This is a genomic window from Undibacterium sp. Dicai25W (assembly GCF_049340505.1).
Lineage (GTDB): Bacteria > Pseudomonadota > Gammaproteobacteria > Burkholderiales > Burkholderiaceae_D > Undibacterium > Undibacterium jejuense.
Genome location: NZ_JBMPOQ010000001.1, coordinates 473378 through 498599, shown reverse-complemented (window position 1 = coordinate 498599; position 25222 = coordinate 473378). Strand labels below are relative to the sequence as shown.

The window sequence follows — 25222 nt, the reverse complement described above, 5'->3', positions numbered from 1 at the left end:
GACAATCAGTGAAAATCAACCGTAACTTCCAAAAGTGGCAAGGCGCATCAATGCGCGGTACACAAGATAAGCAGTGCCGTACCATGCACGTTTGTACCACGATTGATTAACATAATCTTCTATAAATACTTCAACACCATCGGCGACGCCACGCTGCAGTTCAGCGCTTAACTTTGCAGTAAACGCCTTGTCATGAATGACGATGTTTGCTTCGTGATTGACAAATAAACTCAATCCATCAAAGTTACTCGACCCCACCGTTGCCCAGTCATTGTCTACTACTGCAACTTTGGCATGTAATTGCGTTTTTCGGTACTCGACGATGCGTACACCTTGTCTGAGCAACTTTGGATAATACGAATGTGCTACCGCGTCTTGCAATACAAATTGTCCGACACCGATGAGCAGCACCACCTCAACCCCGCGCGATGTTGCCTCGATTAGTGCACGTCTGAATTTGCGACCAGGTGCAAAATAAGGCGTGACCAGAATCGCATGTTGATGTGCATTTCCTAATGCATGTAAATACGCTTTTTGAATGGTGGCGCGATTACGCAAGTTATCCCGCACCAATAAGGCTGCGCGGCTTAAGGAGGAGTCTGAAATATGCGCTTCTTCGTTCAGGTTACGTAAAAGAGCGATTCTAGAAAGTAAACCAAGGCGCCCGGTTTTCCGCCATTGGGCCTCCACTTCCAGATGGACATGGGCGACCAAAGGCCCTTGAATTTGTACCGCAAAATCCCAACGGGGAAACGGTAATACATGCTCCCAGCCGTCATCAGAAATATGATCATCGATGATATTTAAACCACCCACCATCGCCACTTTTTGATCGATCACCGAAATTTTTCTGTGCGTACGCGCAAGACCTCGTCGGAACCATCGGTTAAAACAACGACATTGAACTCCACCCGCAATAAATATCTGGCTTAACTGCAGCGCTTTTTCACGCCCACTTCCCAGCCAATCGATGACCACCCTGACCACAACACCGCGCAAAGCAGCCGCAATTAAGGCATCACGTACCAATGAGGCAGTCGCATCATGAGAAAAGATGTACGTTTCCAGATAAATTTCGCGTTGTGCAGATTCAATCGCTTGAAGTAAGGAAGCAAAGTATTCTCCGCCACAGTGCAAAAGTTGCACATCGTTGCCATCAACGTATTGGAGTTTCCCCATAATTTAATTTTCTGGCGTGAATGACTGTGGGAGAAGCAATTCAAGATTTGCCATAATTGGTACATGATCAGACAAGGTATTCCATGGAGCACCTTTGAGGACTGATACCTGCTCAAGTTGAAACCCGCGTATATACACTCTGTCAAGAGATAAACATGGGAATCCCGCAGGAAAGGTTCGTGCGTGCATCGTGCGAGACGGCAAGAAAATATCGCCCAGACCGCGACGAAGAAGCGATCCAGGTTGTTGCTTTCTGTTGAAATCAAACGCTTCTACGACACCAAGATGCTGGTACAAGGTGGCGCTAAGACGCTGATTCCAGTCGTTAAAATCTCCGGCAATAATCAATGGCGCGTTCGCTGGCGTATCTCTGATGATGGTATCGATTAAAGCTTGTACCTGGCGGCGGCGACTTGCTGCAAACAAGCCAAGATGTATCACGAAACAATGAACATTTGCACCAGCCATATGCACTACGGCATGCAAGATACCGCGCTGCTCATAGGCATGGTCTGACACATCGTGGTTGACATGTGAATTGATTGGATAACGACTCAGTAAGGCATTACCGTGATGCCCATGTTCATAGACCGCATTCATTCCGTAGGCGACATGGTGCGAATCTCCGGCAAGAAATTCGTGCTGACCAGTGATTGGCCATGAAGGATGTCGCTTCGCATGAATGTCATGCTGGCCCTGCACCTCTTGTAAAAACACCAGATCGGCATTGAGGCTGGCAATAGCCTCTTTCATGCCGTGTATCCGTGCCTGACGCCCAAAAGCACTGACACCTTTATGCATGTTATACGTCGCAATCCGTAATTTCATACGCTCACCTGATGATAGACATTGTCACTCAGATACGGTCCGGCAATTGCAGGATTGCTTCCGCATTGGATGCAGAAAAACATTGATCCGCAGCCTCTTTCCAAGGTAGCCATTGATATTGCAGATGTTCACGCGGAGACAATTGCACGTCCAGACGAGAACTCACACACAAGCCAAAGACATGCTCCGTATTATGCGTGACGCCAGGTGCATAGCGATGCCGCCAAACCGGATATATTTCATAGATGTTTGATGTTTGCCAATTATGTAGTGAAAATTGGCGGGCATCGATACCGGTTTCCTCACCCACTTCTCTGATTGCCGTCTCCAGCACATCTTCATCCGGCGTGTCTTTCGATCCGGTAACCGATTGCCAGAAGCCAGGCTTGTCGGCACGCTCCAACAACAACACATCAAGCTGCGGTGTATAAATAACGACGAGAACTGATTCAGGAATTTTATAAGCAGGCATTTTTAGCAAAATGAAAACGACAGTTTCTACAGTCTGCTATTTTAGCGCCTTTAGTTGATTCCTATTTTTTATCGTTGCATTCACAATCACGAGCAACTGATTTGGCGTTCAGATGACACAAAAAAACCTGCGATCTGAATTAGATAGCAGGCTTTTACGCACTTTGACAGCAATATTAATGTCGTTTATTTTTCGAAATAGGTACCGACACACAACATCGTGTCCCCTGCTCCACGCTCGCAATACGACTTCTTCAACTCATAGGTCTGATTCGCAGGATTGCTAAACTTATAGGGACCATACCACCCCTTAGAAGATGCTTTCACCATGTCTATCATGCCTTTGATAAATGCATTGCCATCGACATCTTTCATTGCAAGCAAATTTTTGCCCACCATCTTTGGCGTCGCTCCCTGCGCAATACAGGTACCGTCAAAGTTATATGCAAAGACATACAAGTCTTTTTCTTTAAACGCGCCATCTGTATGCTCGGTAAAAGCTTTATAAGCCTTCTCCGGCCCGGCGGACTTCACTAGCGCAACAGCTTTTTTAACCATGTCCTGCGCTTCAGCTTCTGTTCCGTGCTCTGCGGCCATAGCAGAAGCAGAACACATCATCGTCAGAAAAACGGTAGCAAGCCCCAGTTGAATACGAGTTTGTTGTTTCATACTATTTCCTCAAAAAGAAAAACAATAGACCAAACGTTGATTAGTTTCGTTATAGCATGCCAGGCGTGCAATGAACGCGATGACACTAAAATTGACAGATTTTTCGATGCTGCTTTGCAGCTATTTTCTAAGCATAAGTATGAAATAGCACCTTGAAATGTCTGTGTGCTTACGCACCAAGTTTGATAAAAAACTGTTGTAAATGAAACGCTTTTAAAAGAAAAAGAGCTTGTCGTAACAAGCTCCTTTTATCTCAGATCACAATTTCGACAATTATTTCACCGGCACGGCGGGAGGCAATTCTTTGCTTTGCAACTGACGGACCTGTGTCACCAATTTATTATGCGCATCGAGAAATGCGGCAACGATCACCTTCACTTCATTGGTGTTACTCCAGCCAGCGCCCAGACCACCGCCAGCGCCACCAAAACTCAAACCTCCAAGACCCAGATCGGTCGTTCTGGCAGAACCAGTTGATGCAGCGATTTGCTCTGTCGTTTCATTGTCGGTCAACAGCAAAGCAACTTGTGCCTCTTTCAAGGTAACTTTTTCGGCATAGCCAGTCAGATTTTTGAGTACAGGGATCATTCCCAATAATGCAGTAATGCCGCCGCCAGCCTTGTTTTCTGAGAATGTCAAACTTGGTGTCATCGTGTACTGCGCTTCGTAGCCATTGCCTTTGTGGACAGTGCTATTTTTACGAATAATGCCCTGGTCCTGCAAGCTTTGTTCCTGCACAACAGCCTTCAATCCGGCAGCACGATCAACCACGCGGAAGCAGCCACTTTGTTGCGCCAGCAAACGGATCAAAGGAACCGGTGATTGCGGTAAATTGTATTGTGACAGCACGGTATAGCCGTTCGGGTTTTCGACCAGCGCCAAAGTGGCAACTGGCGCGTCACATTTAACCAGCGTTTTACTCGCACCCTTGGCACCAGCCGGACCGGCTGAACCCGTAACTTCTGATGATCCTTGTCCTAATTCAGTCTTCTTTTCGCCACATGCTGTGAGCATGAGTGTCGCCACGGACAGGGCAAGAAATACGTTCTTTTGATGTTTGGATACGCAAAATTTCATAGACTACATCTCACAATGTAAAGAAAATTAGATGCGCTAAATTACACGAATTCGATTCGCCTTGTTTGAAAAATATGTAAAAATTGTAACAAATTTTACATCTAGCGCTTGTCTTTTTTAATACTCGTTGCAACTGATTTACATAATAAAAAAGCGAAGCCGCAGCTTCGCTTTTTTTAATCATGCTAACGACATTGATGCAATGCGTATTAAGCCTTGATAGCTGGCTCTGTCGCGCGCAAACGAATATGCAATTCGCGCAATTGTTTTTCATCAACAGCGGAAGGCGCTTGCGTCAACAAACACTGTGCACGTTGCGTTTTCGGGAACGCAATCACATCACGAATCGATTCAGCACCAGTCATCATCGTAACAATACGATCCAGACCGAATGCCAGACCACCATGTGGAGGCGCGCCGTATTGCAATGCATCGAGCAAGAAACCGAATTTCAGACGTTGTTCATCTTCGCTGATTTTCAGCGCATTAAATACTTTCGCTTGTACATCTGCGCGGTGAATACGTACAGAACCACCACCCAATTCCCAACCGTTCAACACCATATCGTAGGCTTTAGCGATACATTTGCCTGGATCGGTTTCCATCAAGTCTTCATGACCGTCTTTTGGTGCTGTGAACGGATGGTGAGTTGCAGTCCAACGATCGTTTTCTTCATCGTGTTCGAACATTGGGAAGTCGATCACCCACAATGGACGCCATGCGTCTTCAAACAAGCCATTCGCTTTACCGAATTCACTATGTCCGATCTTCACGCGCAACGCGCCGATCGCGTCATTGACCACTTTCGCTTTATCCGCACCGAAGAAAATCAAGTCGCCGTCTTGCGCGCCTGTTTTTTCCAGAATTTGGGCTAATGCTGCGTCATGGATATTTTTAACGATAGGTGACTGCAAGCCATCACGGCCTTTTGCCAGTTCATTGACTTTGATGTAAGCCAGACCTTTAGCGCCGTAGATCGCAACAAATTGCGTGTAAGCATCGATTTCAGAACGTGGCATGTTGGAGCCACCTGGTACACGCATACCAACTACGCGGCCATTGACCATGTTCGCTGCACCAGAGAAGACTTTGAAATCAACGTCTTTCATCACGTCAGTCAATTCTGTGAATTGCAACTTCACGCGCATGTCTGGTTTATCGGAACCGTACAAGCCCATTGCTTCCGCAAATTCCATGACTGGGAATGGGTTAGGCAAATCAATATCCAGGGTATTTTTGAATACCAGACGAATCATGTTTTCAAACATGTCACGAATCTCTTGCTCGGACATGAATGAAGTTTCGCAATCGATCTGGGTAAATTCTGGCTGACGGTCAGCACGCAAATCTTCATCGCGGAAGCATTTGGTGATTTGGTAGTAACGGTCAAAGTTTGCGACCATCAACAATTGTTTGAACAACTGTGGAGATTGTGGCAAAGCGAAAAATTCTCCCGCGTTCACACGGGATGGCACCAGGTAGTCACGCGCACCTTCTGGCGTGGATTTAGTCAACATCGGTGTTTCGATATCGATAAAGCCATTCGCATCGAGGAACTTACGCACTTCCATCGCCACTTTATAACGCAGACGTAAGTTGTTTTGCATTTGCGGACGACGCAAATCCAATACGCGATGAGTCAGGCGAGTTGTTTCAGACAAATTGTCATCATCCAATTGGAACGGTGGCGTGACGGACGGGTTCAAGATTTCAACGTTATGCGCCAGCACTTCAATTTTGCCGGACTTTAGATTAGCGTTACCAGTACCATCAGGACGGGCACGAACCAAGCCAGTGATGCGTAAGCAGAATTCGTTACGCACCGATTCGGCAGCAGCAAAAACGTCGGCACGATCTGGATCGCAAACCACCTGTACCAGGCCTTCACGATCACGCAGATCAATAAAAATCACACCGCCGTGATCTCGACGACGATGCACCCAGCCGCACAGGCTGACGGTTTGGCCGAGTAATTCCTCAGTAGTGAGGCCGCAGTAATGGGTACGCATGGACATATTTCTTACCTGTCTGTATTCAAAATTAAAAATGGTTTGATAGGGTCAATTGGGTCAATTAAGCTATCAATTATTTTGGTGGGAGATGCTCGGGAGCCACCACGCCCATGGAAACAATGTATTTCAGTGCCGCATCGACACTCATATCCAGTTCAATGGCATCTTTCTTTGGCACCATTAAAAAGAAGCCAGAAGTTGGATTAGGCGTCGTCGGTACATACACACTCACAAATTCGCCTTGTAAGTGATTGACCACATCACCACCTGGCACGCCGGTCAAAAAGCCTATCGTCCAGGAACCCTGACGCGGATATTCAATTAAGACCGCCTTACGAAATGCATTGCCTGAAGAGGAAAACAAGGTATCCGAGACTTGTTTAACACTAGAATAAATCGAATTAACAATAGGAATGCGATTTAACAAAGCCTCCCAGAGTCGCACAACATAATTGCCAATAAAATTTTGTGCCAGCAAACCAGTCACAAAAACGATCAGCAAAGTCAGGATAGTTCCTAATCCGAGAAACTGAAAACCGACTAACTTCTCGGGACGCCACTCGGGTGGCAATAACAGCAAGGATTGATCCATCGTGCTAATCACCGCATGTAGCACCCATGCTGTGATAGCCAAAGGTACCAGGATCAATAAGCCAGTAATAAAATATTTACGCATGACGATGATTTCTTTGGTAAGTGGATCGGGCTTGCTTGGTCAACATCTTAGTCAGCATTACCAGCAGATGCCGCAGGTGCACTGGCAGGTGCAGGAGCCGTTGTAGTTGCGGCAGCCGTTGCCGAATTACCAGCTGCGTCAGTTGACGCCACGGCAGGTGCCGGCGTACCGGTCGTCGCTGCAGAGCCAGATCCTCCACGAAAATCCGTGACATACCAGCCTGAGCCTTTTAACTGAAAACCAGCAGCAGTCACCTGCTTCTTGAACGCGGATTTGCCACAAGACGGACATTCCGTCAAAGGATCGTCGGAAATTTTTTGCAATACATCTTTGGCAAAACCACACTCTTCACAACGGTAAGCGTAAATCGGCATACTCTCGCCCTAAAAAAACTGATAAAACCCTGAATTATAAAGGGTTTCAGTCAAGATTTGCGCATCGCATCAAAAGCTTTCAGGCAGCGATTGATTTTCGTGAGTATTGTGGCAACAATGACCCCAACACCATTCCGACCGCGCTCATCACTAAACCCACCAACTGTGGCGGCCAGTAACCATCCGGGGCAATAACTTCCAACGTGATCCAGAAGCTAATACCAAAGAGTATCGACACCAGCCCACCCTGTGCCGTTGACCGCTTCCAATACAATCCAAACGCTAGAGGTACAAATGCTGCCACTAAGGTAATTTTGTAGGCGTTTTCAACCATCTTATAAATACTGGACTCTGTATTCATAGCAAACATGGTCACAATTGCGGTAAATACAAGCACGACAATTCGCATCATGCGTAAAAATTGTTTGTCGGTCTGTTTTGGGAAAAACGGTTTCATGATGTTTTCCGAAAAAGTGACTGATGGCGCCAATAAAGTTGCACTAGCGCAACTTTTAATTGCCGACAATAAAGCGCCAAAAAACATTACCTGCGCCAACATCGGTACTTTCGTCATAATTAGGGTCGGCAAGATTAATTGCGAATCCTTGTCGATCAGACTATTCACCATTCCCGGGTCGATTAGTGTGGCTGAATAAGCCAGGAACATAGGAATGAACGCAAAACAAAAATACAGCACGCCACCGAGAATAGATGCATTTCCAGCAATTTTTTCATTTTTGGAAGAAGCGACGCGCTGAAAAACGTCTTGCTGGGGAATTGAACCCAACATCATCGTAATCCACGCAGCAAAGAACCACAGCATCTCCCGCCCTTCAGGCTTGGGCCAGAATTCAAACTTACCGGCGTTGGCAGCATGCGAGATCACAGCACCAGCACCGCCGACCATCCCCGACACTTCCCAGCCGATATAAATCATCCCGACGACAATGATGATCATTTGTAAAAAATCAGTGATCGCTACCGACCACATGCCACCCATCAGGGTATAGATCAGCACACTTGCAGCGCCAATAATCATGCCGGTATTCATTTCAATATAGCCACCGGAAACGACATTGAATACAAGACCCAATGCTTTAATCTGAGCGGCAACCCAACCCAAATACGACACCACAATGCAAAGGGTGACCAAAATCTCAACGGTACGGCCGAACTTGTTTCTATAGTAATCACCAATCGTCAGCAAATTCATGCGATACAAAGGTTTAGCAAAAAACAAACCGACCAGCACCAGACACAAAGAAGAGCCAAATGGATCGGCGACAACGCCTTTAAAACCTTCTTTGACAAAGGTGGACGAGATTCCCAATACCGCTTCCGATCCAAACCAGGTGGCAAATACTGTCGCCGTCACTACATACATAGGCAATGAACGACCAGCCACCGCATAGTCTTTGGAGTTATTCACATAGCGGGCTGCATACAAGCCAATACCGACCGAGATAACCCAATACAGAATGACGAACCAGATGAGTGTGTTCATGAATGAATGAATGCAAGAAGGTCAATAAAAAAACCCGCAAAGTTCTTATGCGGGTATTCCAAGGGCTTGGTCGAGAAAATTGCAACTGGATAAGCTGCAAACAGACATCCGCTTACTGAAGGTTCAGCAGCTAATATCGCCTGTATTTAACGATGTTTCCCCAATAATTGCAGGAGTTTGAAGGAGAAATTCGCCTCGCGCAATAGAATTCGGGCAAAATTTTAGGGGACTTAATCGAGTAGAAATGGCGTAACAAAATCAAGATGCTGCCTGGTTGTTGCCTGACAGAATAAAAGTGTTCTTTTTATTAATCAGGATCAAGGAATTTTATGCCTCAGGAAGCCTTAGTTAGCTTGCGGCTTACTGATATTTTGAAGCATATTTCCGACGAAAAAAATTTCCTCAGTCGGCACGAATGTAGTTATGACACATGTTGACCAACTGTGAAAATTGCGCTGCATCCCGACGATTACGCAAAATATCCATGACTTCCAGAATTTGAATGCGTGACGGAATGATTTCCAAGACGCTATTGCACATCCACCCGATCAATAACGGAGCAAGTGTGTCTCTGCTAAGGGTGGCGACTTCTTTACGGGTCGGAACATAAAAGTGAAAATGGTATTTCTTTTGCCTTTTCGCCGTTTTTTCTGCCGCTTTTATCGATGAATCAGGCATACCAAAACGGTCTTGCTGATTATTTTTCATTACTATCCTTCCTCCTGCTCAACCATTCTATTGAAACCGCTGAATACGCAGAAATTTACCTTCTGGCATCAATAATCAAACTGACAGCGATTCAAATTTGAAGGTCACCACATCTGGCATTTCTTACATTTAAACAAAAAATAGCTGTCGACAAAATAAGCACATTAGACAAAGTGGTCTTATCTGCATGCCTTAATACATGTTTCAATTAAACAACATTATGACAACAAGATTACAATATTAGCTATTTTTTACTAGTTTTCAAGGTTTTTGTTAAAAAATGTCACATCGCTGTCATTTTGACTAAGTAGTTTTGCGTAGTCGCACTATTTCTGCGATATCCAGAGCGCTAAACAACGTCGCTCAATGACTGCTATTTAACAATTAATTTACTTAATTACTGGAAAACTTATGTTATCTAAACTGATCAAAGCATCTGTCGCACTGATGATGGCGATGCTGGCAAATACCGCAGCACAAGCACAAACAGCAGATTATTTTTTACTTGCCGCATCTTGGGAGCCAGGTTTTTGTGCGACCAACAGTGGCAAATCAGAATGCCAAAACATTCGTGGCACCTATGCTGGCAGTCACTTATCAACACATGGCCTGTGGGCGAGTTCATTTGACGGTAACAATCCACAATATTGCAATGTACCTCAACAAGAAATTGATCTCGACAGTGGCAGTACCTGGTGCAGCATGGATCCCTACGGTGCGAGCGACAACACTTTGAGCGTACTTGCAACCTACATGCCTGGCATCCAATCGTGTCTGGATAACCATGAATGGTATAAACACGGTAGCTGCAGCGGTCAGACACCAGACGATTTTTGGGCAACAACGATCAACCTGATCAAAAGTCTGGGACAAACGCAATTGAATACCTTCATTGCCAACAATGCAGGTCGCAATGTTACCCGTGCACAATTAATGCAAGCGGCAACGAATACGTTTGGTAGCTCTGCTAGCTCCGCCATTGCATTTAAATGTGTCAAGAAAAACCGCGTAAGCTATTTGACTGAGGTATGGACCAATCTGGATCCATCTAGCTTGAATCAGTTCCCAAATGCCAACGCACTGGTAACTAATGCAAACATCGCAGGAACTTGCCCGGCAACAGGCATTTATATTGCCCGTCCATAATAGGATCTGCAGGACATAGTCGGACATCACCTGCTGCCATTTTCAAGATGACAGCAGGTCTGAGCCTTCAAACATAGTAAAAATCAACACTTGCGCACAGATTTATCCACATATTTGTACACAGTTTTTACCCATATGCACACAGCATATGCACAAGATACCCACAAGCCAAGATGACTTCAGCACGACTTATTAGCGCCGTTATTGCGATCGCCATTTGTTTATTGGCGCTGGTATTCCTGGTATGGCCAAATGACGATTCAGGAAAGTTGGAGAGTGAAAAAATCAATTCAAGCCATTTGCAGCTCCCCATGACGAGTTCCCAACCTCTCATTTCTGAAAAAGAAACACAAAAAGGCCCAGAAACCGATCCGTTGGAGCAATCGCGAGATTTACGCGCCTTGTTTGAAGCAAACAAAAATGCCAAAGATCCTGAACATGCGCTGTTGGCATATCGGGCATGGCACACCTGTATGCCCAATCTATTTGGCGCTCGAGCTGCTCTCTGGCAACAAAACATGAGTCGTCTTGCGGATGACAACCCACAAAAAATCGCCTATCAACGCATGCGTGAACGATGCCAGCATTTCGCTGATGTTGATAACGACACGCTAAAGCGTCAACAGCAAGAACTGGCTGGACGTTGGCTACATGGCGATGCCAAAACCACCGGAGAATCTGCATCTCGTCTCATGCAGACTGGTGATTACCAAACCGCCATGGAAATTGCTCGTGTCGCCTTCAACAGCCATAAACCGCAAGATTTAGCATCGTTAAGCGGATTCGCTTACACGTATTTGAAAGACCAGATTGGCAATGATGAAGATGAAATGCAAGCGCAGTCTTATCGTGCCAGAGCATTTACTATCGCCGCATGTCAAACAGGAATGGCATGCAGCCAGGATTCACTACGCGCGACCGAGCACTGCATGTACTCAGGTCAGTGCGAAGGCAGCTTGATTGACCACTATATGCAAAGCCTGGCAAGCGACCGGGAACGCCAGCAACTCATGGCGCAGAGCAAAAAAATCATCGCAGCCATGCAATCCAATGCCGATCTTGAAAGTTTGCTGGCTCCTTAAACGTCGATATCAAAAAGCAGATCAGGAATATAAATTGATATTCACGCCGACCGTGAGGTTAGCCGCTACCGGCGGCTGCACCGCATTAACACTAATTTGATTTTGTGCAGCTTGGGTACTATGCGTAGCAGAATTAATCGTAGAGGCATGATTAACTGCAGTAACCGGATTGTTGGCGTTTACTCCATTCACCGCATTGACTTGATTGGATTTATTCACCGTCGTCGGACTTGCAGCGGCTTGCCTGGATTCAATTGCCTGCCTGATACTGCCAATTTTGCTGGAAATTTCAGCAATCTGCTGCTTCCCCTCCGGGGTTTTAGCAGAATCACAATTAACGCAATCGGATAACTGATGCTGATATTGATCTAATTGTGCCTGCAACGCACCAGCAGACGCTGCCGCAGAAGCAGCGCCACCGCTCGACGAACTGGAAGGATCTATCGCTTGTACCATATTGAACTCCTGATCAAAGTCATATCGTCGTCAAATAATGAACCCGGCAAATCAAGACGATGTTTTCTTTGGTCGTACGACAGAACCTTTACTTACACAAAACAATAAAAATTTTTATAGCTCAGGCTTTTCAATTTGTTTCTTGACCAATTTTGCCTCTGCGCTGGCTGTCCAATCAGCAATACCTTTCGCCATAGAAACAAATTCGCTCGGCATCATGATAATCGTGGTGGTGTTTTGCTCCGCGCCAACTTCGGTGATCATTTGCATGCGACGTAGTTCCAGACCGGCTGGGTTTTCCATAATCAAACCCGCGGCTTCGCGTAATTTGAGTGCAGCTTCGAGTTCCGCTTCAGCCTTGATGATACGGGCACGTTTCTCACGCAATGCCTCAGCTTCTTGTGCCATGGCACGTTGCATCGATTCCGGGATTTCGACATTGCGCATTTCTACGCGGGTGACTTTAACGCCCCAGGGTTCTGTCGCGGTATCAATCACCTTACGCATATCAGTGCCGAGACGTTCTTGTTCCTTGAGCACATCATCCAAGGTATGACGACCAATCACGTTGCGCATTGAGGTTAACGCCACTTGCACTACGGCGCCGCCCACATCAACGACTTCAATGACTGATTTAATGGGATCAGTCACCGAATACCAGATCACCACCGTCACTTTGACAGGCACATTGTCTTTGGTGATGGTTTCTTGCTGATCAACCGAGGTGGTTATCGTTCGAATATCCACCATTCTTTGCCATTCGATTGCAGGGATCAGCCAGTACAAACCCGGACCACGGATGCCTTGTAATTTACCCAGCCTGAATACGACCCCGCGTTGATATTGATTCGCGACTCTAAAACCAGCCAGTACAAAAATAAGGACGACAAATAAGACGAAGAACATGATATTTCTCTCTCAATGAAATCTGCACTTGCGCTGCTTCGAATGAAACAGCAGCCTGAACAAAATTGCTAAAGAGATTGTATGCCTTGCATCGGTACAAGTCACTGAGAATTACGCGCAACCAGGGCCGCGATGAAATACCAACTCCTCTACCGCTTCTCCGCCAACCAGATGCTGTTCAATGATCTTATCCATGTTTTGCGGCGTGACATTGTAGTACCACAAACCATCCGGTTGCACGCACATCACCGGCCCACCTTTGCAGGCAGCGAAGCAACTCACGCGGCTGCGCTTAACCCGTAACTCACCTTCACTCAGACCAGCCGCCTTGAATTTATCCCCAAGGCTATCGAATAAGGCCTGTGCTGCGCCGTCTTCAGCACAGCGTGGCCCCGTACAAATCAGAATATGCCGTTTGTATGCGCCAATTTTTGGTTTCACGACTTCACTCATGCTTCACTCTCCGTCACCATTTCTGTCGCTCCATCATTGCTTGAAGATCCCACCGCTTGTTCCAACGTACTCTGTATATAGTCCAGCGGCAAATGGTGGCGCTGTGCCAATTCGATCGCACTGACACCTGCTTGATGATCCGCCTGCAAATTCTCCAGCCAGCCAGTTAAACCAGTCGATAAAGAGCGACCTGCTTTTTCGCCGTCATGGGTAGCATGACCATCCATAGAGTATTTGTTGGCATAACCACGCGGGGTTACCATGCGCCCTTCGCGGATGAAGGTATTACTGTTACCAATCAACACCGTCGTCAACATGCCAATGTCGCAATCGCTCATTTTTTCCAGGGTAGTGAATTCGATTCTCTGCTTGGGACGATAAGCTGATTTCACGATAGCGACTGGCGTATTCGGATCGCGGTGTCTCAAAAATAATCGTTGTGCCTCAACAATCTGTTGTGTACGTCGACCGCTCTTAGGGTTGTACAAAGCACACACAAAATCTGCGGCAGCGGCAGCATCCAGGCGGCGTGCAATGACCGGCCACGGCGTCAACAAATCAGACAAAGAAATCGAACAAAAATCATGCGTCAGTGGTGCACCGACCAATGATGCGCACGTGTTCAGGGCAGAAGCACCGGGAACGATTTCAACTTCAATGCCCGTCGCCGGTGTCCAGCCAGCCTGAAATAAGACCTCAAAGGTCGGCCCCGCCATGCCATACACTCCCGCATCGCCAGAAGAAATCAAGGCGACCTTTTTGCCTTGCTGCGCAAACTCTAAAGCATGAATTGCTCTGTCCAATTCTTCGGTCATGGATTTACGGATGATTTCTTTACCAACAATCAAATCCGCAACCAGCTTGATGTAAGTTACGTAGCCGATGATGGTATCGGCTTCGGCGATGACATCACGCGCTCGCTGGGTCATGTGTGCGTGACTGCCGGGACCGATACCGACCAGAGAAATTTTTCCGCCAGAGTGAAACGATGGTGATACCTCGATTGCCTCCGCAGTCGCTTGCTGTTCAGCCTGGACTAGTTGATTCATGATGAAATTTCCGCAATTGAAATAGTGACGTTCTTACCGCAAACGCCTTGATGTTTATATTTTTCCAGAACTAACGCTGGAACTGTTTGGGTTGGCTCTTGCGGATTCATGGCTGGCTGATAACCCGCCCCCAATAAAGCTGCGGCTTCCGATACCGAAGGCGTGCCTACATACTTCAAGACCGTCATCGATGGATTAGCAACCGGCACTTTAGCTAGCGCAAGTGCGGGGTAACATTGCAAAGCTAAGCCAAGATGTTTTGCCAAGGCGATAAAAGCAAATTCATCCGCCTTCAGATCAATCGTAGCAACGCACCTGATCTGCGACTCTTGCGCAGATATCAGTTGTAGCGCTTGCTTCAAAGCCGTCTGCACGGTCAGCAAAGGTGTGCCGCGGTCACATCCGAGGCCAATACTGTAATAGCGCATATCAGGCAGTAACCGGAGGACGATAGACAACCAGACGTTCATGCAGTTGTTCCCAACAGGCGCGAGTGATAACTTGATGCGTGACCCATAACACCGCTGAGAATTTGCTGACATCGACGTCGTCAAAGCGGTCAAACAAATGAATATTCGATGGCAAGGGATTTGTCCGATTCCACCAGTTTTTTTGTCCGGCTTCCTGCACAAAAGCAATCGCATCGCCGTTCACCACGTGGGCTGAGACGCGGGTGATATTGATTTTGGGTGCTTCCACCTGCCAACCTAAATCACGACCGAGAATATCAACCGGAATTGTTTTACCTACGTCAGATGCGGTAGTCAGTACAGGAGTCGCATGTAATAAAGCGGCAATCTTTTCCGCCCATTCGTTCGCACCGCCCACATGACCCGACAACACGGGAATAACGAATTGTGCTGCATCGTCGACCACAATCACGCCCGGATCTTCGTCTTTATTTTTCAAATGAGGCGCGATCAAACGTACTACAGCACCAAGTGATACAAAAAATACGACCTGATCAAAATCCGCCATCAATGCCGCAATTTCATCGCGAAACGCGCCCGTATAGGCGCGTACAGGATTGCTGATATCGTTCATCAAACCAGAAAATTTTTCTGCGACACAAACATGAGCCTGAGGCAGAAGCTGCGCCAAAGCGGCGGCTTGCTGTGCGCCGTGTTTTGTAATCGCTACCAAGACAATCCGTGGTTCACCCAGAGTAAACTGAATCACTTCGCTATTTGTATTCATGCTGGCATTTCCTGTCTATTTTCGTCGAAAACTACACTTTCATTGGCAACCAACCTATCGATTTTCCGGCAGCCACGTAACAATTCACCGCGTTCTCGCTGAGGATTTTTAACGATGAGCAAAGACAAATAATTGACCTTCTCACCTTTGAGCGTCGCCACATCTGTCACGATACGTTCGACTGGCGAACCGGCTTTTTCTATGAAGCGTGCGTGTGGCAATAAATCACGACGTGCTAATAAATCAATCAGGTCATCGAGTAAAGGCTTCACCTTCATCAGCACCAAGGTGTCGAAATCATTCAGCATGCGTTCCACCGCACCGATGCCGTAAGCGGCAGGGACAATCGCAATGGTATCGTCTTGTTCCGACAGCGGTATTTGCAAAGTTGCGCAAGCTGCATTGAACGAATTCACGCCAGCGATAATCTCAATATCCGCTGTCGTGTCAAGCTCGCGCAAAGTGCGAGCGAGGTAACAAAAACTGGCGTAGGTTGAAGCATCACCTTCAACCAAAAATAATACATCGCGTCCGGATTGCAATAATTGTTGAACTGTTTGTGCAGCCTTGAGCCAATGCCGTGCGAGCTTTTCGACCTCATGCGTCATCGGGAATAACAAAGCCTGGTGCTGTTCTGGCAAAGGTAAACCAGCACGTAGAACGATATCTAAGGCATAGCTTTCTTTGCGCAAACTACGGATAGGATAGGTCCACACCGCATCAGAACGCTGCAGTTGTAGCCACGCGCTACGCGTGATCAAACCAGGATCACCCGGCCCCAGCGATAAGGCAATCAACTTGCTCATACGTCCGCCCTGGCTTGCGCACACACCAGCCACACAGGATTTTCTGCCGCCATTCTGTGCATATGCAATATTGGTTTGCTACGTGACGCTTGCAGGCTGATCACATCCCACTCTGCATCCGCCTTTTTTAAGGCGGTGATCGCGGTGGAAAGATTTTCGAGTGTGACGAAATTCATTACTAACTTTCCATTTGGTCGAAGACGTTGCAAACAAAGTGATATGAGTTCATTCAATTCGCCACCAGAACCACCGATAAAAATTGCATCAGGCGCAGGCCAATGCTCCATGCCAGCAGGTGCCTTGTCATTAACCAAGGTGTAATTGCTGAGACCAAATTGACGCCAATTCGACAAGGCGATCTGACTATCTTCGAGATTTTTTTCTATCGCATAGACATGGCCACGACGACACAAGCGTGCCGCCTCCAAACCAACCGAACCGGAACCCGCGCCGATATCCCACACAATACTATCCGCACGCAATTGCAGACGCGCCAACGATACTGCGCGAACTTCTTGCTTGGTGATCAGACCCTTTTCTGGATGTCTTTGATGAAACTGGTCATCAGCAAGGCCAAACAACACCGGTTCTCTTTGCATATCAGTGCGCCACAGCAGCATCACATTTGGATCAGCAAAGCGCATTTCAGTCGCGGCAGAGACGCTCATATCGGTGACGATATGTTCCTCATCCTGACAAAGGCGTTCGCATACTGCCATCTCATAATCGTCTTGCAGACCTTCGATGACTAACATGCGTGCAATTCTGTCTGGTGTATTGTCTGGCCCGGTTAAGATAGCTAGCCGTGCATGCTGCCGTATATCTTGCATCAAACCGTACATACCGTGACTGGCGTCGCTACCTTGCGTCCATTCACCCGCATCTTTTGCATGTACTGAACTAAATTTCATTTGCTGCCACGGCATGCCCAAGCGGGCACACGCCAATTGCAAGGTCGATACATTGGGAATCACTTCTATCGCTTCGATACATAAATGCGCAGCCAAATAGGCAGCGATGCCATAGCATAAGGGATCGCCTGTCGCCAGCACCACCACTCTTAAGCCATCGCTCTGCGCGGCACGTATCCATTCAGGGACCTGAGATAGTGCGCCGCTCAGCGGCCTTTGCTCTGCTGTGGGTGCAATATGGTTTTGAAATATTTCCAGCGTGCGCCTGGCACCGATAATCATCTGCGCATTTTGTATATGCAGCAATGCATTCGCGGATAAGCTGGCGATGCCGTCATCAAGCACCCCAACAATACGGCAGCGTGGATGGGTAGGTAAGCTGTCTAACATAAATTTTCTGACCTTACTTCTGCAATCTTGCGACCATCGAAATCGCAGACCAGTACATGTAATTGAAATTGATCCGGATAGCGCGCGTTCAGCGTCTCAATCACGCGCTCCGCCAATACCGTATGAAATGCCACAGAAAGACCTAGTAATTCCATCTGCTCGCTGGCATACCTCGCGGTTTCTCCGGCAGCAATCGCCGCACAGACTTCAGCTGGTGCGCCGAGGCCAGTTGCAATGTTTGCCAACAAACCGGTATCCACTTCAGCGCGTCCGGCGTGGGTAATTTCTTCACCTTGGGCAATCTTGGTGAGCTTGCCGACCATGCCACCGATGATGACTTTTTTGATGTGATGCCGGCTGGCAGCACTCATGGCATAGCGTAAAAAATCGCCCATTTGCACAAACGCCGCAGCGGGCAAATGCGGCATTTCGTCCATGACAAATTTTTCCGTACGACCACCGGTGGTCAATACCACGACATCATGCCCCAGCGTGCTTGCCACTTGCACGCCTTGCACCACACTGGCGCGATAAGCCGCCGTTGAATACGGTTTAACAATGCCAGTGGTTCCTAGAATAGAAATGCCCCCCAAAATGCCCAAACGTGCATTGAGCGTCTTCTTCGCCATTTCTACGCCTTGTGGTACAGAAATAATAATTTCTATCCCGACGTCATCCAACAAGCCTGCCGCGACGGCCTTCACATTCGCAAGAATATTCTTGCGCGGCACTGGATTAATGGCCGGACCACCAAGCTCTAAACCCAAGCCCGGCATGGTTACTGTACCAACACCAAAGCCACCCGATAGCAATAATTGCCCCGCGTCCGGCAATAAACGCAAATCGGCAGTCAAATGTGCTTTGTCGGTGCAATCGGGATCATCGCCCGCATCCTTGATCACCATGGCATGGGCACGTTGTCCGTCGCAATAACCATCCTGTACCGCAAAAGTCACCAGATCACCATTCGGTAAACAACATTCCACCTGATCCGGTACGCTACCAGTGACTAAGCCGATGGCAGCAGCCCGTGCCGCCGCCGCAGAACACGCACCGGTCGTAAAACCGGTACGGGTGCCACGCGGCGCCTCTTTCTTCATCATGGATGTTCAGCAGCCTCAGCCAGACCAAGTAAGGCATGAATCGCTGCGACTACTAAGGTCGACCCACCTTTACGACCACGAATCACGATCCAGGGCACTTGCTGTTCCAGCGCCATCAAGTCTTTCGATTCTGCCGCCGAGACAAACCCGACTGGCATCCCCACGACCAATGCGGGACGCACCCCGTATTCATGAATCAGTCTGACCAGTTCGATCAAGGCAGTCGGTGCATTGCCTATGCCGACGATAGCACCATCCAATAATCCCAAATGATGTGCACGGCGCATCGCTTGTACGGCGCGCGTCGTTCCTTGCTCTTTAGCATCAGCAATGACTTGTGGTTCCGAAATAAACTGATGCGTCGTCATATTGAAATGCGCGAGTCGTGGTTGCGATAAGCCTACGCAGATCATTTCCACATCAGCGACAACACGCGATGTTCTGCTGCGTATCGCCGCCACACCCGCACGTATCGCATCGGGGTGAAAATCCGTTAAGCCATTAAAATCAAAGTCTGCATTCGCATGAATCATGCGCCGCACGACCGGCCATTGCTCGGCGGTATAAGAATGGCTGCTCACTTCACTGTCAATCACGGCAAACGAATCATGTTCTATCGCGCGTCCGGCAGCGGTGAGCTGTTCGGTGATCACGTTATTGTTCATCATTTATCCTGCTACTGGGTGTGCAGTATGCGCATGGTCGTGGTGTTCGTGGTGAGCATGATGTTCATGTCCATGATTATGTTCATGGTGATGATTAATTGCCGTTGCCTTGATCGCAATGACTGGCATATGTTCATGCTCATGATGATGGTGGTGATGCTGCGCATCATCGTGATGATGTCCACCTAAACCATGTTCAACTGCAAAATCACGGAACTTACAGCCATCACAGGGCATTTTTGAATCCTGATGTCCATGCTGCAAATCATGTACACGCTGTTCCAGCAATTCAAAGACTTCTTTTTCAAATCCAAAATAAGTGCTCGCGGTAAAGCGTATGTGTGGATATTGCGTCTTCAAATGCTCAACCTGACGTTTGATGCGTTCGACCAGCGTACCGTTGTACAAGTAATAAGGCAGCACAACAATCTGCGTCATTCCCAGCATGTTTTGCCGTTGAACGACCTTTTCTATACGAGGATAAGTGATGCCGGTAAATGCCAGATCGACTAACTCATGATCTCCTTCTTCCATTAACCAGCGCGCCATTTTTGCCATGTCACCATTAGCCTGACGGTCAGACGAACCGCGTCCCAATACGATGACACCTGTCGTCGTCGGATCGGGCATATCTAAAGCTTGCATCGCTTTGCGTAAGCGGCGTTTGAGGATGCTCAGGATAGGATCACAAGCCGTAAGGTGCGGTGCGTATAAAAACTGCGTTTGCGGAAACTTGATCCGCGCGCCATCAATCGCTTGCGGAATATCCATTTTCACATGCCCCGCCGCATTCAGAATGAGCGGCAATACCAATACACGATCTGCGTGTTCTGCGGCGCGTGCCAGGCCAACACTCATCGTGACCTCAGAAAATTCGATGAAGCAAACCTCAATGCGCCAATCAGGTTGACGCAAACGCCATTGCGCAGCGAAGTCTAAAATTTCATCATTGCCGGAAGCCTCGCGGGAACCATGTCCGACTAACAAAATCGTATCTTTTTTCATAAACTCTCTATTGAATAAGGAGTGGCCGCGCTATTTGCATCAGGCGGCAAAGGGGCAGCATCAGCATTGGTGGTCGCCGTGACACTGGCGCGACGAAAACGATGAGTAAAACTAGCGTCATACAGTTTTGATTTGATCAGAGTCGTCCATTGCCGCGCCCCTAACGTCGGGCTGGCAATAATCATGGCCTGACTTGCCACTTTCGCTTCACGACACAATTGTTGTATCGTTGAAATCGTGCCACGGATGATTTTTTCCTGTTCTGGCCAACTGGCTTTGTGGACCACTAATATCGGTGCATCAGGAGACCAGCCAGCGGCGATCAGCGACTTGGTTACGCGTCCGAGTAAAGTGATACTCAAAAAAATGCACAGGGTCGTGTGATGACTGGCAAGTTCTTCCAGCGATTCACCTTCTGGCATCGGCGTACGCCCTTCCACTCGCGTCAAAATGACGGTTTGGGTGATCTCGGGTAAAGTCAGACTCTCGACCGCAGCCGCGGCGGATGCCATTGCCGATGACACGCCAGGTACGACCTGTACCGCAATCCCCGCCGCATCCAGCGATTGAACGACTTCAATCAACGCACCATATAAACCCGGATCTCCGGTTTGCAGTCGTATCACGGTTTGGTGTTGATGTGCCTGCACTATCAGCCATGTCGCCATTTGCTCCAACGTCATTTCTTTAGAATCAGCAATGACGCAATCAGGTGGCGCCCAGCGCGTGGCCGCTTCATTCACCAGTGACCCGGCAAATAAAATGGCGCCAGCACGGGCAATCAGATCGCGTCCTTTGACTGTCAACAGATCAGGATCACCCGGCCCCGCACCAACAAACCAAACCGTGCCGGGTTTGTCAGTCGTCGCAATCTGCTTCATACGTCAGAACTAGAAGCGATGGAAGAAGCAGACAGCGTGCCTTCGTATAAGCACAAGGCCACTAATTTTCTATGCGAGAAACGACGTATCAGCCATAAAATACCCAAACTAAAAACCGGCTCCAGCAACACCAAGCTCAGATAACTGGAAGCAAATTGAGCCCATGCCAAAAACGAGGTCGCAGGATTGGAGACAGCCAACCAAAAACCCACCATCAAAGTGACGCCGCTGTAATACATCGCATCTAACTTGAGTAAGGTGGTGACATTAACGCTCTGCAACTTGCGTCCAAAGCTGTAATGCATCGCCATGAGAGGCACTGCAAGGCTCAGACTATTCACTGCCAGATGCACCAGATCTTGTGGTTCAAACAAAGCGCCTTGCAACAGCAAACCTAGTGCAAAGCCAAACAAAGTAGGCAAAAATCCAAAGCTCAGATAAATAGGAATAGCACCAATAAAATGCAGTTCCGATGGCCCCACTTGCATGTGGAAAGCCTGCATAAACATAGAGAAGAAAATGGCCGCCAGCGCTGTACGCAATAGCAAAGCGGGGCGACGAAATAATTGCGGTAAATAGCCGAGATATACTGCGGATGCAGTCACAGCGGCAAAAGCCAGTTTAGCCGGAGCAATCATGCCTGGTTCGATATGCATAGCGATTCCTCATCAAAAGAGTCAATCATCGCCAGCGTGTGTCATCATCGATAATGATGAATAGAAAAAAATAACATCTCTCTTTGATCCTTAGCTTAGCCAGAATCAAAATCAAAACAAAGGCGCAACAGCATATAGCAAAAGCCAAAGCCATGGAAACTCAGGAACGCCAATTGAGAGTACGAACGTCATTTTCCACCCGCACACCCGCGTGGCAAAAAATGGCAATCTGGGAAAAGAAATGGATACGGAACGCGTGCGCGAGCACGGATTACGCAAGCATCGCCCACCGCGAAATTGCCGCTAGTGCATAAGGCCGGTATCAGGACTGATGAGCGGAAAAATTCCAGCTGACGCGCCTTCCCATGTAAAAAACACAGTGGCATATTGCGCAGCATTAACCGAAGTTAACTCATTTACCTTTGCGGGGGCAGTGCCGGGTTTGCGATGAAACTGAAATCATCTGCGCACCGGCTTCCCGTTTAATTTTTTTGCGGAAAACAAAAAAACACCTTAACACGACAGGAATTCTACCTGATTTTTTTATGAATCTGAAACAACTTATTGCGCTGATTTTTCAAACCGCTTTTACAACACAAAAATTCTGAATGCGATTTAATGCGTAATTCCACCGCTGACGTGAATATCATGCGCCGTGTGCAGCGTTGTTTCCAACATCAATCGTATTGCTACCGTCATCGTCGTGACTGCCATACTTGCAGCCCCCGGATGAGCAGCAGCCTGATCGGGCGAATACGGAACATGAACAAACCCCGCACGCTTTACGCTTGGGTGGTTAGGCAATAAATGCATCAGGCCATAGAACACGTGATTGCAGACATAAGTACCAGCGGTATGTGACACCGAAGCAGGAATCCCATGCTCTCGCAAAGCTTGTACGATGGCTTTGATCGGCAAACTGCTGAAATAGCCTACCGGGCCATGTTCTGCTACCGGCGTATCAATCGGTTGCTGCCCGATGTTATCCGGGATTCTGGCATCGTTAATATTGATTGCCACCCGCTCAACCGTGATATCGACACGCCCCCCAGCCTGTCCCATGCTCAACACGACTTCAGGCCGGTGCTCATGCATTGCATCCTCCAGCACTTGCAAGCAAACATCGAACTCGCATGGAAGTTGAAGGCTGACAATCTGTGCATCGTCGATCATCTGGCCATCGAGCACCTGCACCGCATCCCACGAGGGGTTCGTCGTCTCCGCACCAAACGGGGCAAAACCGGTCAATAAAATTTTACGCATAAAACCATCACACTTTATTTAGAAAAAGCTAAAAAGTACATCAGCACGATATTGCAAGCCAATACCATCAACGCCGTTGGTATCTGCGTCTTAATCACAAGATACTTATCTTTTAACTCCAATAATGCGGCAGGCACAATATTGTAGTTGGCGGCCATTGGCGTCATTAAAGTACCACAATAACCGGAGAACATCCCTATCGCGACCACAGTCGCCGGGTTTGCATGTTGACCAACAATCAAAAATGGTAATGCTATCCCGGCGGTCATAATCGGAAATGCAGCAAAGCCATTTCCCATGATCATCGTCATGATCGCCATACCAACACAATACGCAACCACCAGACTGAGGCGACTATCAGGGTTAACCACCATACTGACCAGAGTTTGTATGGACTGACCGGTATGCGCAGCAACGAAAACCCCACCCAGCATCGCCAACAATTGTGGCAACACCAAAGCCCACCCCAGCGCATCAATCAAACGACGAGACTCGCGCACTGCCTGCAACGGAGTGCCACGTGTCACTAAACATGAGAAACCCAATGCGCCAATACAAGCAAGAATCAAAGAAGCCAGCGTCAAATTAGATTGATCCAACAAATACCAATCGCCGAAGCGTATCGTTTTACCGAACAAGGTCAGCAACACGGTCAACACGGGGATCGCTAACGCGGGCAAGAAAATTTTCATGCCTATTTTTTTTAATTTCTCCTGGAATTCTGCATCCGGCAAAAAACGATGCACGCCCACACCTAGAAAATTAAATCCCGCAATCAGCGCCAGCAATAAAACGATAACGCCATTGATGCGATAAGCGAGTGATTTGCCAAGCTGCGCGACCATCAGGTCACCGAATAAAAAACTGAAGCTGAACAAAAACCAGAACAAGCCGGTTGCTCCGCGTTTTGGATTTGATTCATCGCGCCAGGTCATCAATGCGACCAACAACAAAATCGTACCGATGACATAAAAAATAAAGTGGATATTGAATATGCTATTCATCATGCGCTCGCTTTCACAATTGCTTGCTGCGCCAGACGCCATGCCTGAACCTCGGTCGCAATTTTTGCATCCAGACGTGACAGTCTGACCAGATGAATCAACAAGGCGGCAATCGCGGTTGGCAGGCCCCATAAGCCGACTGTCAATGGTTCAATCTGGCCAACGCCGTTTTCTTTCAAAAATGTCGTCATCAATAACACAGCGCCAAACGCAATAAAGACATCCTCACCAAAAAACAAGGCGATGTTGTCACAGGCCGCTGCATGCGCCGCAATCCGGTCGCGGAGTTCTGGTGGCAAATCACCGTAAGCATTTTGCGCCACACCTTCTGCCATCGGTACCAACAAAGGACGTACTGTCTGCGCTTGTCCACCTAAGCTTAACAAACCCAGCATCGCAGTTAATTCACGCACAACAAAGTACAGCATCAAAATTCTTCCGGTGGTGGCACTGCGTATGCCCCTGACCCATTCTTGCGCGCGCTCGCGTAAGCCGTAGTGTTCTAAAAGACCAATAATGGGCAGAATAAGAATAGAACTGGACAACTGCCGGCTATTTAAAAATTTCTCGCCAACGGTTTCTAATAAAGTGCCAAAATCCAGACCTACCGCTAACCCTGTCACCAGCCCGGCGAGCGTGACGACCATTAAAGGATTAAAGCGAAAAGCAAATCCCAGTACGATGATGGGAATGCCGATGAGCGGTAAATAAAGTTGTATATCCATGTATTTGTCTCCGACTATTTTTTTGT

At 47.8% G+C, this 25222-nt stretch carries 28 protein-coding genes and 1 riboswitch; of the genes, 2 read left to right on the top strand and 26 right to left on the bottom strand.

The window, feature by feature from the left end:
- Positions 1 to 15: 15 nt before the first annotated feature.
- From ACO0KY_RS02390 to ACO0KY_RS02345, 10 genes are all read right to left on the bottom strand, one after another.
- Positions 16 to 1179, bottom strand: coding sequence for a phospholipase D-like domain-containing protein (locus ACO0KY_RS02390; protein WP_423043898.1), 1164 nt, complete (start codon positions 1177 to 1179; stop codon positions 16 to 18).
- 3 nt (positions 1180 to 1182) lie between these two features.
- Positions 1183 to 2007, bottom strand: a complete 825-nt coding sequence (locus ACO0KY_RS02385) for an endonuclease/exonuclease/phosphatase family protein (protein WP_186911070.1) — start codon at positions 2005 to 2007, stop codon at positions 1183 to 1185.
- A gap of 28 nt (positions 2008 to 2035) precedes the next feature.
- Complete coding sequence (gene nudB, locus ACO0KY_RS02380; RefSeq protein WP_186911071.1) at positions 2036 to 2479, bottom strand: dihydroneopterin triphosphate diphosphatase; 444 nt, start codon at positions 2477 to 2479, stop codon at positions 2036 to 2038.
- A 185-nt stretch (positions 2480 to 2664) separates the two neighbouring features.
- Positions 2665 to 3147, bottom strand: a complete 483-nt coding sequence (locus tag ACO0KY_RS02375; RefSeq protein WP_186911072.1) for a cache domain-containing protein — start codon at positions 3145 to 3147, stop codon at positions 2665 to 2667.
- A gap of 273 nt (positions 3148 to 3420) precedes the next feature.
- The gene (locus ACO0KY_RS02370) at positions 3421 to 4224 is read right to left on the bottom strand and encodes a CsgG/HfaB family protein (RefSeq protein ID WP_423043895.1); all 804 of its coding nucleotides are present in this window, start codon (positions 4222 to 4224) and stop codon (positions 3421 to 3423) included.
- A gap of 209 nt (positions 4225 to 4433) precedes the next feature.
- Complete coding sequence (aspS, locus tag ACO0KY_RS02365) at positions 4434 to 6239, bottom strand: aspartate--tRNA ligase (protein ID WP_423043893.1); 1806 nt, start codon at positions 6237 to 6239, stop codon at positions 4434 to 4436.
- Positions 6240 to 6309: 70 nt separating this feature from the next.
- Positions 6310 to 6912 (bottom strand): DUF502 domain-containing protein, encoded by a 603-nt coding sequence (locus ACO0KY_RS02360; protein ID WP_186911075.1) that lies wholly within the window; start codon positions 6910 to 6912, stop codon positions 6310 to 6312.
- A gap of 47 nt (positions 6913 to 6959) precedes the next feature.
- A complete protein-coding gene (locus tag ACO0KY_RS02355) occupies positions 6960 to 7286 on the bottom strand; it encodes an FmdB family zinc ribbon protein (RefSeq protein ID WP_423043891.1) in 327 nt (108 codons plus the stop codon).
- Positions 7287 to 7365: 79 nt separating this feature from the next.
- Positions 7366 to 8790, bottom strand: coding sequence for a sodium:solute symporter family protein (locus ACO0KY_RS02350; protein WP_423043889.1), 1425 nt, complete (start codon positions 8788 to 8790; stop codon positions 7366 to 7368).
- Positions 8791 to 9192: 402 nt separating this feature from the next.
- Complete coding sequence (locus tag ACO0KY_RS02345) at positions 9193 to 9498, bottom strand: hypothetical protein (RefSeq protein WP_423043887.1); 306 nt, start codon at positions 9496 to 9498, stop codon at positions 9193 to 9195.
- Between the two features lie 411 nt (positions 9499 to 9909).
- On the opposite strand from ACO0KY_RS02345, the gene ACO0KY_RS02340 reads away from it, so the two are divergent.
- Positions 9910 to 10644, top strand: a complete 735-nt coding sequence (locus ACO0KY_RS02340; RefSeq protein WP_423043885.1) for a ribonuclease T2 family protein — start codon at positions 9910 to 9912, stop codon at positions 10642 to 10644.
- A 173-nt stretch (positions 10645 to 10817) separates the two neighbouring features.
- A complete protein-coding gene (locus ACO0KY_RS02335; protein ID WP_423043883.1) occupies positions 10818 to 11726 on the top strand; it encodes a hypothetical protein in 909 nt (302 codons plus the stop codon).
- A 21-nt stretch (positions 11727 to 11747) separates the two neighbouring features.
- Here the strand turns inward: ACO0KY_RS02335 and ACO0KY_RS02330 are convergent, their stop codons facing one another.
- The 16 genes from ACO0KY_RS02330 to ACO0KY_RS02255 form a co-directional block, all read right to left on the bottom strand.
- Positions 11748 to 12182: a hypothetical protein gene (locus ACO0KY_RS02330; RefSeq protein WP_423043881.1), complete on the bottom strand. Its 435-nt coding sequence runs from the start codon at positions 12180 to 12182 to the stop codon at positions 11748 to 11750.
- Positions 12183 to 12296: 114 nt separating this feature from the next.
- A complete protein-coding gene (locus tag ACO0KY_RS02325; protein ID WP_423043879.1) occupies positions 12297 to 13088 on the bottom strand; it encodes a slipin family protein in 792 nt (263 codons plus the stop codon).
- Between the two features lie 111 nt (positions 13089 to 13199).
- A complete protein-coding gene (locus ACO0KY_RS02320; RefSeq protein WP_186911083.1) occupies positions 13200 to 13541 on the bottom strand; it encodes a (2Fe-2S) ferredoxin domain-containing protein in 342 nt (113 codons plus the stop codon).
- A complete protein-coding gene (gene cobJ, locus ACO0KY_RS02315) occupies positions 13538 to 14470 on the bottom strand; it encodes a precorrin-3B C(17)-methyltransferase (protein ID WP_423044152.1) in 933 nt (310 codons plus the stop codon). Before cobJ ends, ACO0KY_RS02320 begins: the two co-directional genes overlap by 4 nt.
- A 116-nt stretch (positions 14471 to 14586) precedes the next feature.
- Complete coding sequence (locus tag ACO0KY_RS02310; protein WP_423043876.1) at positions 14587 to 15060, bottom strand: cobalamin biosynthesis protein; 474 nt, start codon at positions 15058 to 15060, stop codon at positions 14587 to 14589.
- Positions 15020 to 15787, bottom strand: a complete 768-nt coding sequence (locus ACO0KY_RS02305) for a cobalamin biosynthesis central domain-containing protein (protein ID WP_423043874.1) — start codon at positions 15785 to 15787, stop codon at positions 15020 to 15022. Before ACO0KY_RS02305 ends, ACO0KY_RS02310 begins: the two co-directional genes overlap by 41 nt.
- Positions 15784 to 16593, bottom strand: a complete 810-nt coding sequence (cobI, locus tag ACO0KY_RS02300) for a precorrin-2 C(20)-methyltransferase (protein WP_423043872.1) — start codon at positions 16591 to 16593, stop codon at positions 15784 to 15786. The genes ACO0KY_RS02305 and cobI overlap by 4 nt, the downstream gene beginning before the upstream one ends.
- Positions 16590 to 17894 (bottom strand): precorrin-6y C5,15-methyltransferase (decarboxylating) subunit CbiE, encoded by a 1305-nt coding sequence (gene cbiE, locus ACO0KY_RS02295; RefSeq protein WP_423043870.1) that lies wholly within the window; start codon positions 17892 to 17894, stop codon positions 16590 to 16592. Before cbiE ends, cobI begins: the two co-directional genes overlap by 4 nt.
- Positions 17888 to 18997, bottom strand: a complete 1110-nt coding sequence (locus ACO0KY_RS02290; protein ID WP_423043868.1) for a cobalt-precorrin-5B (C(1))-methyltransferase — start codon at positions 18995 to 18997, stop codon at positions 17888 to 17890. Before ACO0KY_RS02290 ends, cbiE begins: the two co-directional genes overlap by 7 nt.
- Complete coding sequence (locus ACO0KY_RS02285) at positions 18994 to 19665, bottom strand: precorrin-8X methylmutase (RefSeq protein ID WP_423043866.1); 672 nt, start codon at positions 19663 to 19665, stop codon at positions 18994 to 18996. Before ACO0KY_RS02285 ends, ACO0KY_RS02290 begins: the two co-directional genes overlap by 4 nt.
- Positions 19666 to 20667 carry a sirohydrochlorin chelatase gene (locus tag ACO0KY_RS02280; protein WP_423043864.1) on the bottom strand — a complete coding sequence of 334 codons (1002 nt, stop codon included), beginning with the start codon at positions 20665 to 20667 and terminating at the stop codon, positions 19666 to 19668.
- Entirely contained in the window at positions 20664 to 21548 is an 885-nt protein-coding gene (gene cobM, locus ACO0KY_RS02275; RefSeq protein WP_423043862.1) for a precorrin-4 C(11)-methyltransferase, read from the bottom strand. The genes ACO0KY_RS02280 and cobM overlap by 4 nt, the downstream gene beginning before the upstream one ends.
- Positions 21545 to 22204 carry an energy-coupling factor ABC transporter permease gene (locus ACO0KY_RS02270; protein WP_423043860.1) on the bottom strand — a complete coding sequence of 220 codons (660 nt, stop codon included), beginning with the start codon at positions 22202 to 22204 and terminating at the stop codon, positions 21545 to 21547. The genes cobM and ACO0KY_RS02270 overlap by 4 nt, the downstream gene beginning before the upstream one ends.
- A gap of 297 nt (positions 22205 to 22501) precedes the next feature.
- A riboswitch (cobalamin riboswitch) is annotated at positions 22502 to 22734 on the bottom strand.
- Positions 22735 to 22819: 85 nt separating this feature from the next.
- Complete coding sequence (pcp, locus tag ACO0KY_RS02265; RefSeq protein ID WP_423043858.1) at positions 22820 to 23467, bottom strand: pyroglutamyl-peptidase I; 648 nt, start codon at positions 23465 to 23467, stop codon at positions 22820 to 22822.
- Positions 23468 to 23481: 14 nt separating this feature from the next.
- Positions 23482 to 24471, bottom strand: coding sequence for a DUF979 domain-containing protein (locus ACO0KY_RS02260; protein ID WP_423044150.1), 990 nt, complete (start codon positions 24469 to 24471; stop codon positions 23482 to 23484).
- A complete protein-coding gene (locus ACO0KY_RS02255; RefSeq protein WP_423043856.1) occupies positions 24471 to 25196 on the bottom strand; it encodes a DUF969 domain-containing protein in 726 nt (241 codons plus the stop codon). Before ACO0KY_RS02255 ends, ACO0KY_RS02260 begins: the two co-directional genes overlap by 1 nt.
- Positions 25197 to 25222: the final 26 nt, after the last annotated feature.

What these genes read in the sequence shown, in the direction of transcription:
- ACO0KY_RS02360 (WP_186911075.1), bottom strand. Translation starts at nt 6,912, where the DNA reads ATGCGTAAATATTTTATTACTGGCTTATTGATCCTGGTACCTTTGGCT.
- cbiE (WP_423043870.1), bottom strand. Translation starts at nt 17,894, where the DNA reads ATGTTAGACAGCTTACCTACCCATCCACGCTGCCGTATTGTTGGGGTG.
- ACO0KY_RS02255 (WP_423043856.1), bottom strand. Translation starts at nt 25,196, where the DNA reads ATGGATATACAACTTTATTTACCGCTCATCGGCATTCCCATCATCGTA.
- ACO0KY_RS02285 (WP_423043866.1), bottom strand. Translation starts at nt 19,665, where the DNA reads ATGATGAACAATAACGTGATCACCGAACAGCTCACCGCTGCCGGACGC.
- aspS (WP_423043893.1), bottom strand. Translation starts at nt 6,239, where the DNA reads ATGTCCATGCGTACCCATTACTGCGGCCTCACTACTGAGGAATTACTC.
- ACO0KY_RS02375 (WP_186911072.1), bottom strand. Translation starts at nt 3,147, where the DNA reads ATGAAACAACAAACTCGTATTCAACTGGGGCTTGCTACCGTTTTTCTG.
- cobJ (WP_423044152.1), bottom strand. Translation starts at nt 14,470, where the DNA reads ATGACCCAGCGAGCGCGTGATGTCATCGCCGAAGCCGATACCATCATC.
- ACO0KY_RS02385 (WP_186911070.1), bottom strand. Translation starts at nt 2,007, where the DNA reads ATGAAATTACGGATTGCGACGTATAACATGCATAAAGGTGTCAGTGCT.
- ACO0KY_RS02305 (WP_423043874.1), bottom strand. Translation starts at nt 15,787, where the DNA reads ATGAATACAAATAGCGAAGTGATTCAGTTTACTCTGGGTGAACCACGG.
- ACO0KY_RS02335 (WP_423043883.1), top strand. Translation starts at nt 10,818, where the DNA reads ATGACTTCAGCACGACTTATTAGCGCCGTTATTGCGATCGCCATTTGT.
- ACO0KY_RS02280 (WP_423043864.1), bottom strand. Translation starts at nt 20,667, where the DNA reads ATGAAAAAAGATACGATTTTGTTAGTCGGACATGGTTCCCGCGAGGCT.
- ACO0KY_RS02345 (WP_423043887.1), bottom strand. Translation starts at nt 9,498, where the DNA reads ATGAAAAATAATCAGCAAGACCGTTTTGGTATGCCTGATTCATCGATA.
- ACO0KY_RS02355 (WP_423043891.1), bottom strand. Translation starts at nt 7,286, where the DNA reads ATGCCGATTTACGCTTACCGTTGTGAAGAGTGTGGTTTTGCCAAAGAT.
- ACO0KY_RS02350 (WP_423043889.1), bottom strand. Translation starts at nt 8,790, where the DNA reads ATGAACACACTCATCTGGTTCGTCATTCTGTATTGGGTTATCTCGGTC.
- nudB (WP_186911071.1), bottom strand. Translation starts at nt 2,479, where the DNA reads ATGCCTGCTTATAAAATTCCTGAATCAGTTCTCGTCGTTATTTATACA.
- ACO0KY_RS02290 (WP_423043868.1), bottom strand. Translation starts at nt 18,997, where the DNA reads ATGATGAAGAAAGAGGCGCCGCGTGGCACCCGTACCGGTTTTACGACC.
- ACO0KY_RS02320 (WP_186911083.1), bottom strand. Translation starts at nt 13,541, where the DNA reads ATGAGTGAAGTCGTGAAACCAAAAATTGGCGCATACAAACGGCATATT.
- ACO0KY_RS02330 (WP_423043881.1), bottom strand. Translation starts at nt 12,182, where the DNA reads ATGGTACAAGCGATAGATCCTTCCAGTTCGTCGAGCGGTGGCGCTGCT.
- ACO0KY_RS02270 (WP_423043860.1), bottom strand. Translation starts at nt 22,204, where the DNA reads ATGCATATCGAACCAGGCATGATTGCTCCGGCTAAACTGGCTTTTGCC.
- pcp (WP_423043858.1), bottom strand. Translation starts at nt 23,467, where the DNA reads ATGCGTAAAATTTTATTGACCGGTTTTGCCCCGTTTGGTGCGGAGACG.
- ACO0KY_RS02310 (WP_423043876.1), bottom strand. Translation starts at nt 15,060, where the DNA reads ATGAACGTCTGGTTGTCTATCGTCCTCCGGTTACTGCCTGATATGCGC.
- cobI (WP_423043872.1), bottom strand. Translation starts at nt 16,593, where the DNA reads ATGAGCAAGTTGATTGCCTTATCGCTGGGGCCGGGTGATCCTGGTTTG.
- cobM (WP_423043862.1), bottom strand. Translation starts at nt 21,548, where the DNA reads ATGAAGCAGATTGCGACGACTGACAAACCCGGCACGGTTTGGTTTGTT.
- ACO0KY_RS02340 (WP_423043885.1), top strand. Translation starts at nt 9,910, where the DNA reads ATGTTATCTAAACTGATCAAAGCATCTGTCGCACTGATGATGGCGATG.
- ACO0KY_RS02260 (WP_423044150.1), bottom strand. Translation starts at nt 24,471, where the DNA reads ATGAATAGCATATTCAATATCCACTTTATTTTTTATGTCATCGGTACG.
- ACO0KY_RS02390 (WP_423043898.1), bottom strand. Translation starts at nt 1,179, where the DNA reads ATGGGGAAACTCCAATACGTTGATGGCAACGATGTGCAACTTTTGCAC.
- ACO0KY_RS02325 (WP_423043879.1), bottom strand. Translation starts at nt 13,088, where the DNA reads ATGTTCTTCGTCTTATTTGTCGTCCTTATTTTTGTACTGGCTGGTTTT.
- ACO0KY_RS02370 (WP_423043895.1), bottom strand. Translation starts at nt 4,224, where the DNA reads ATGAAATTTTGCGTATCCAAACATCAAAAGAACGTATTTCTTGCCCTG.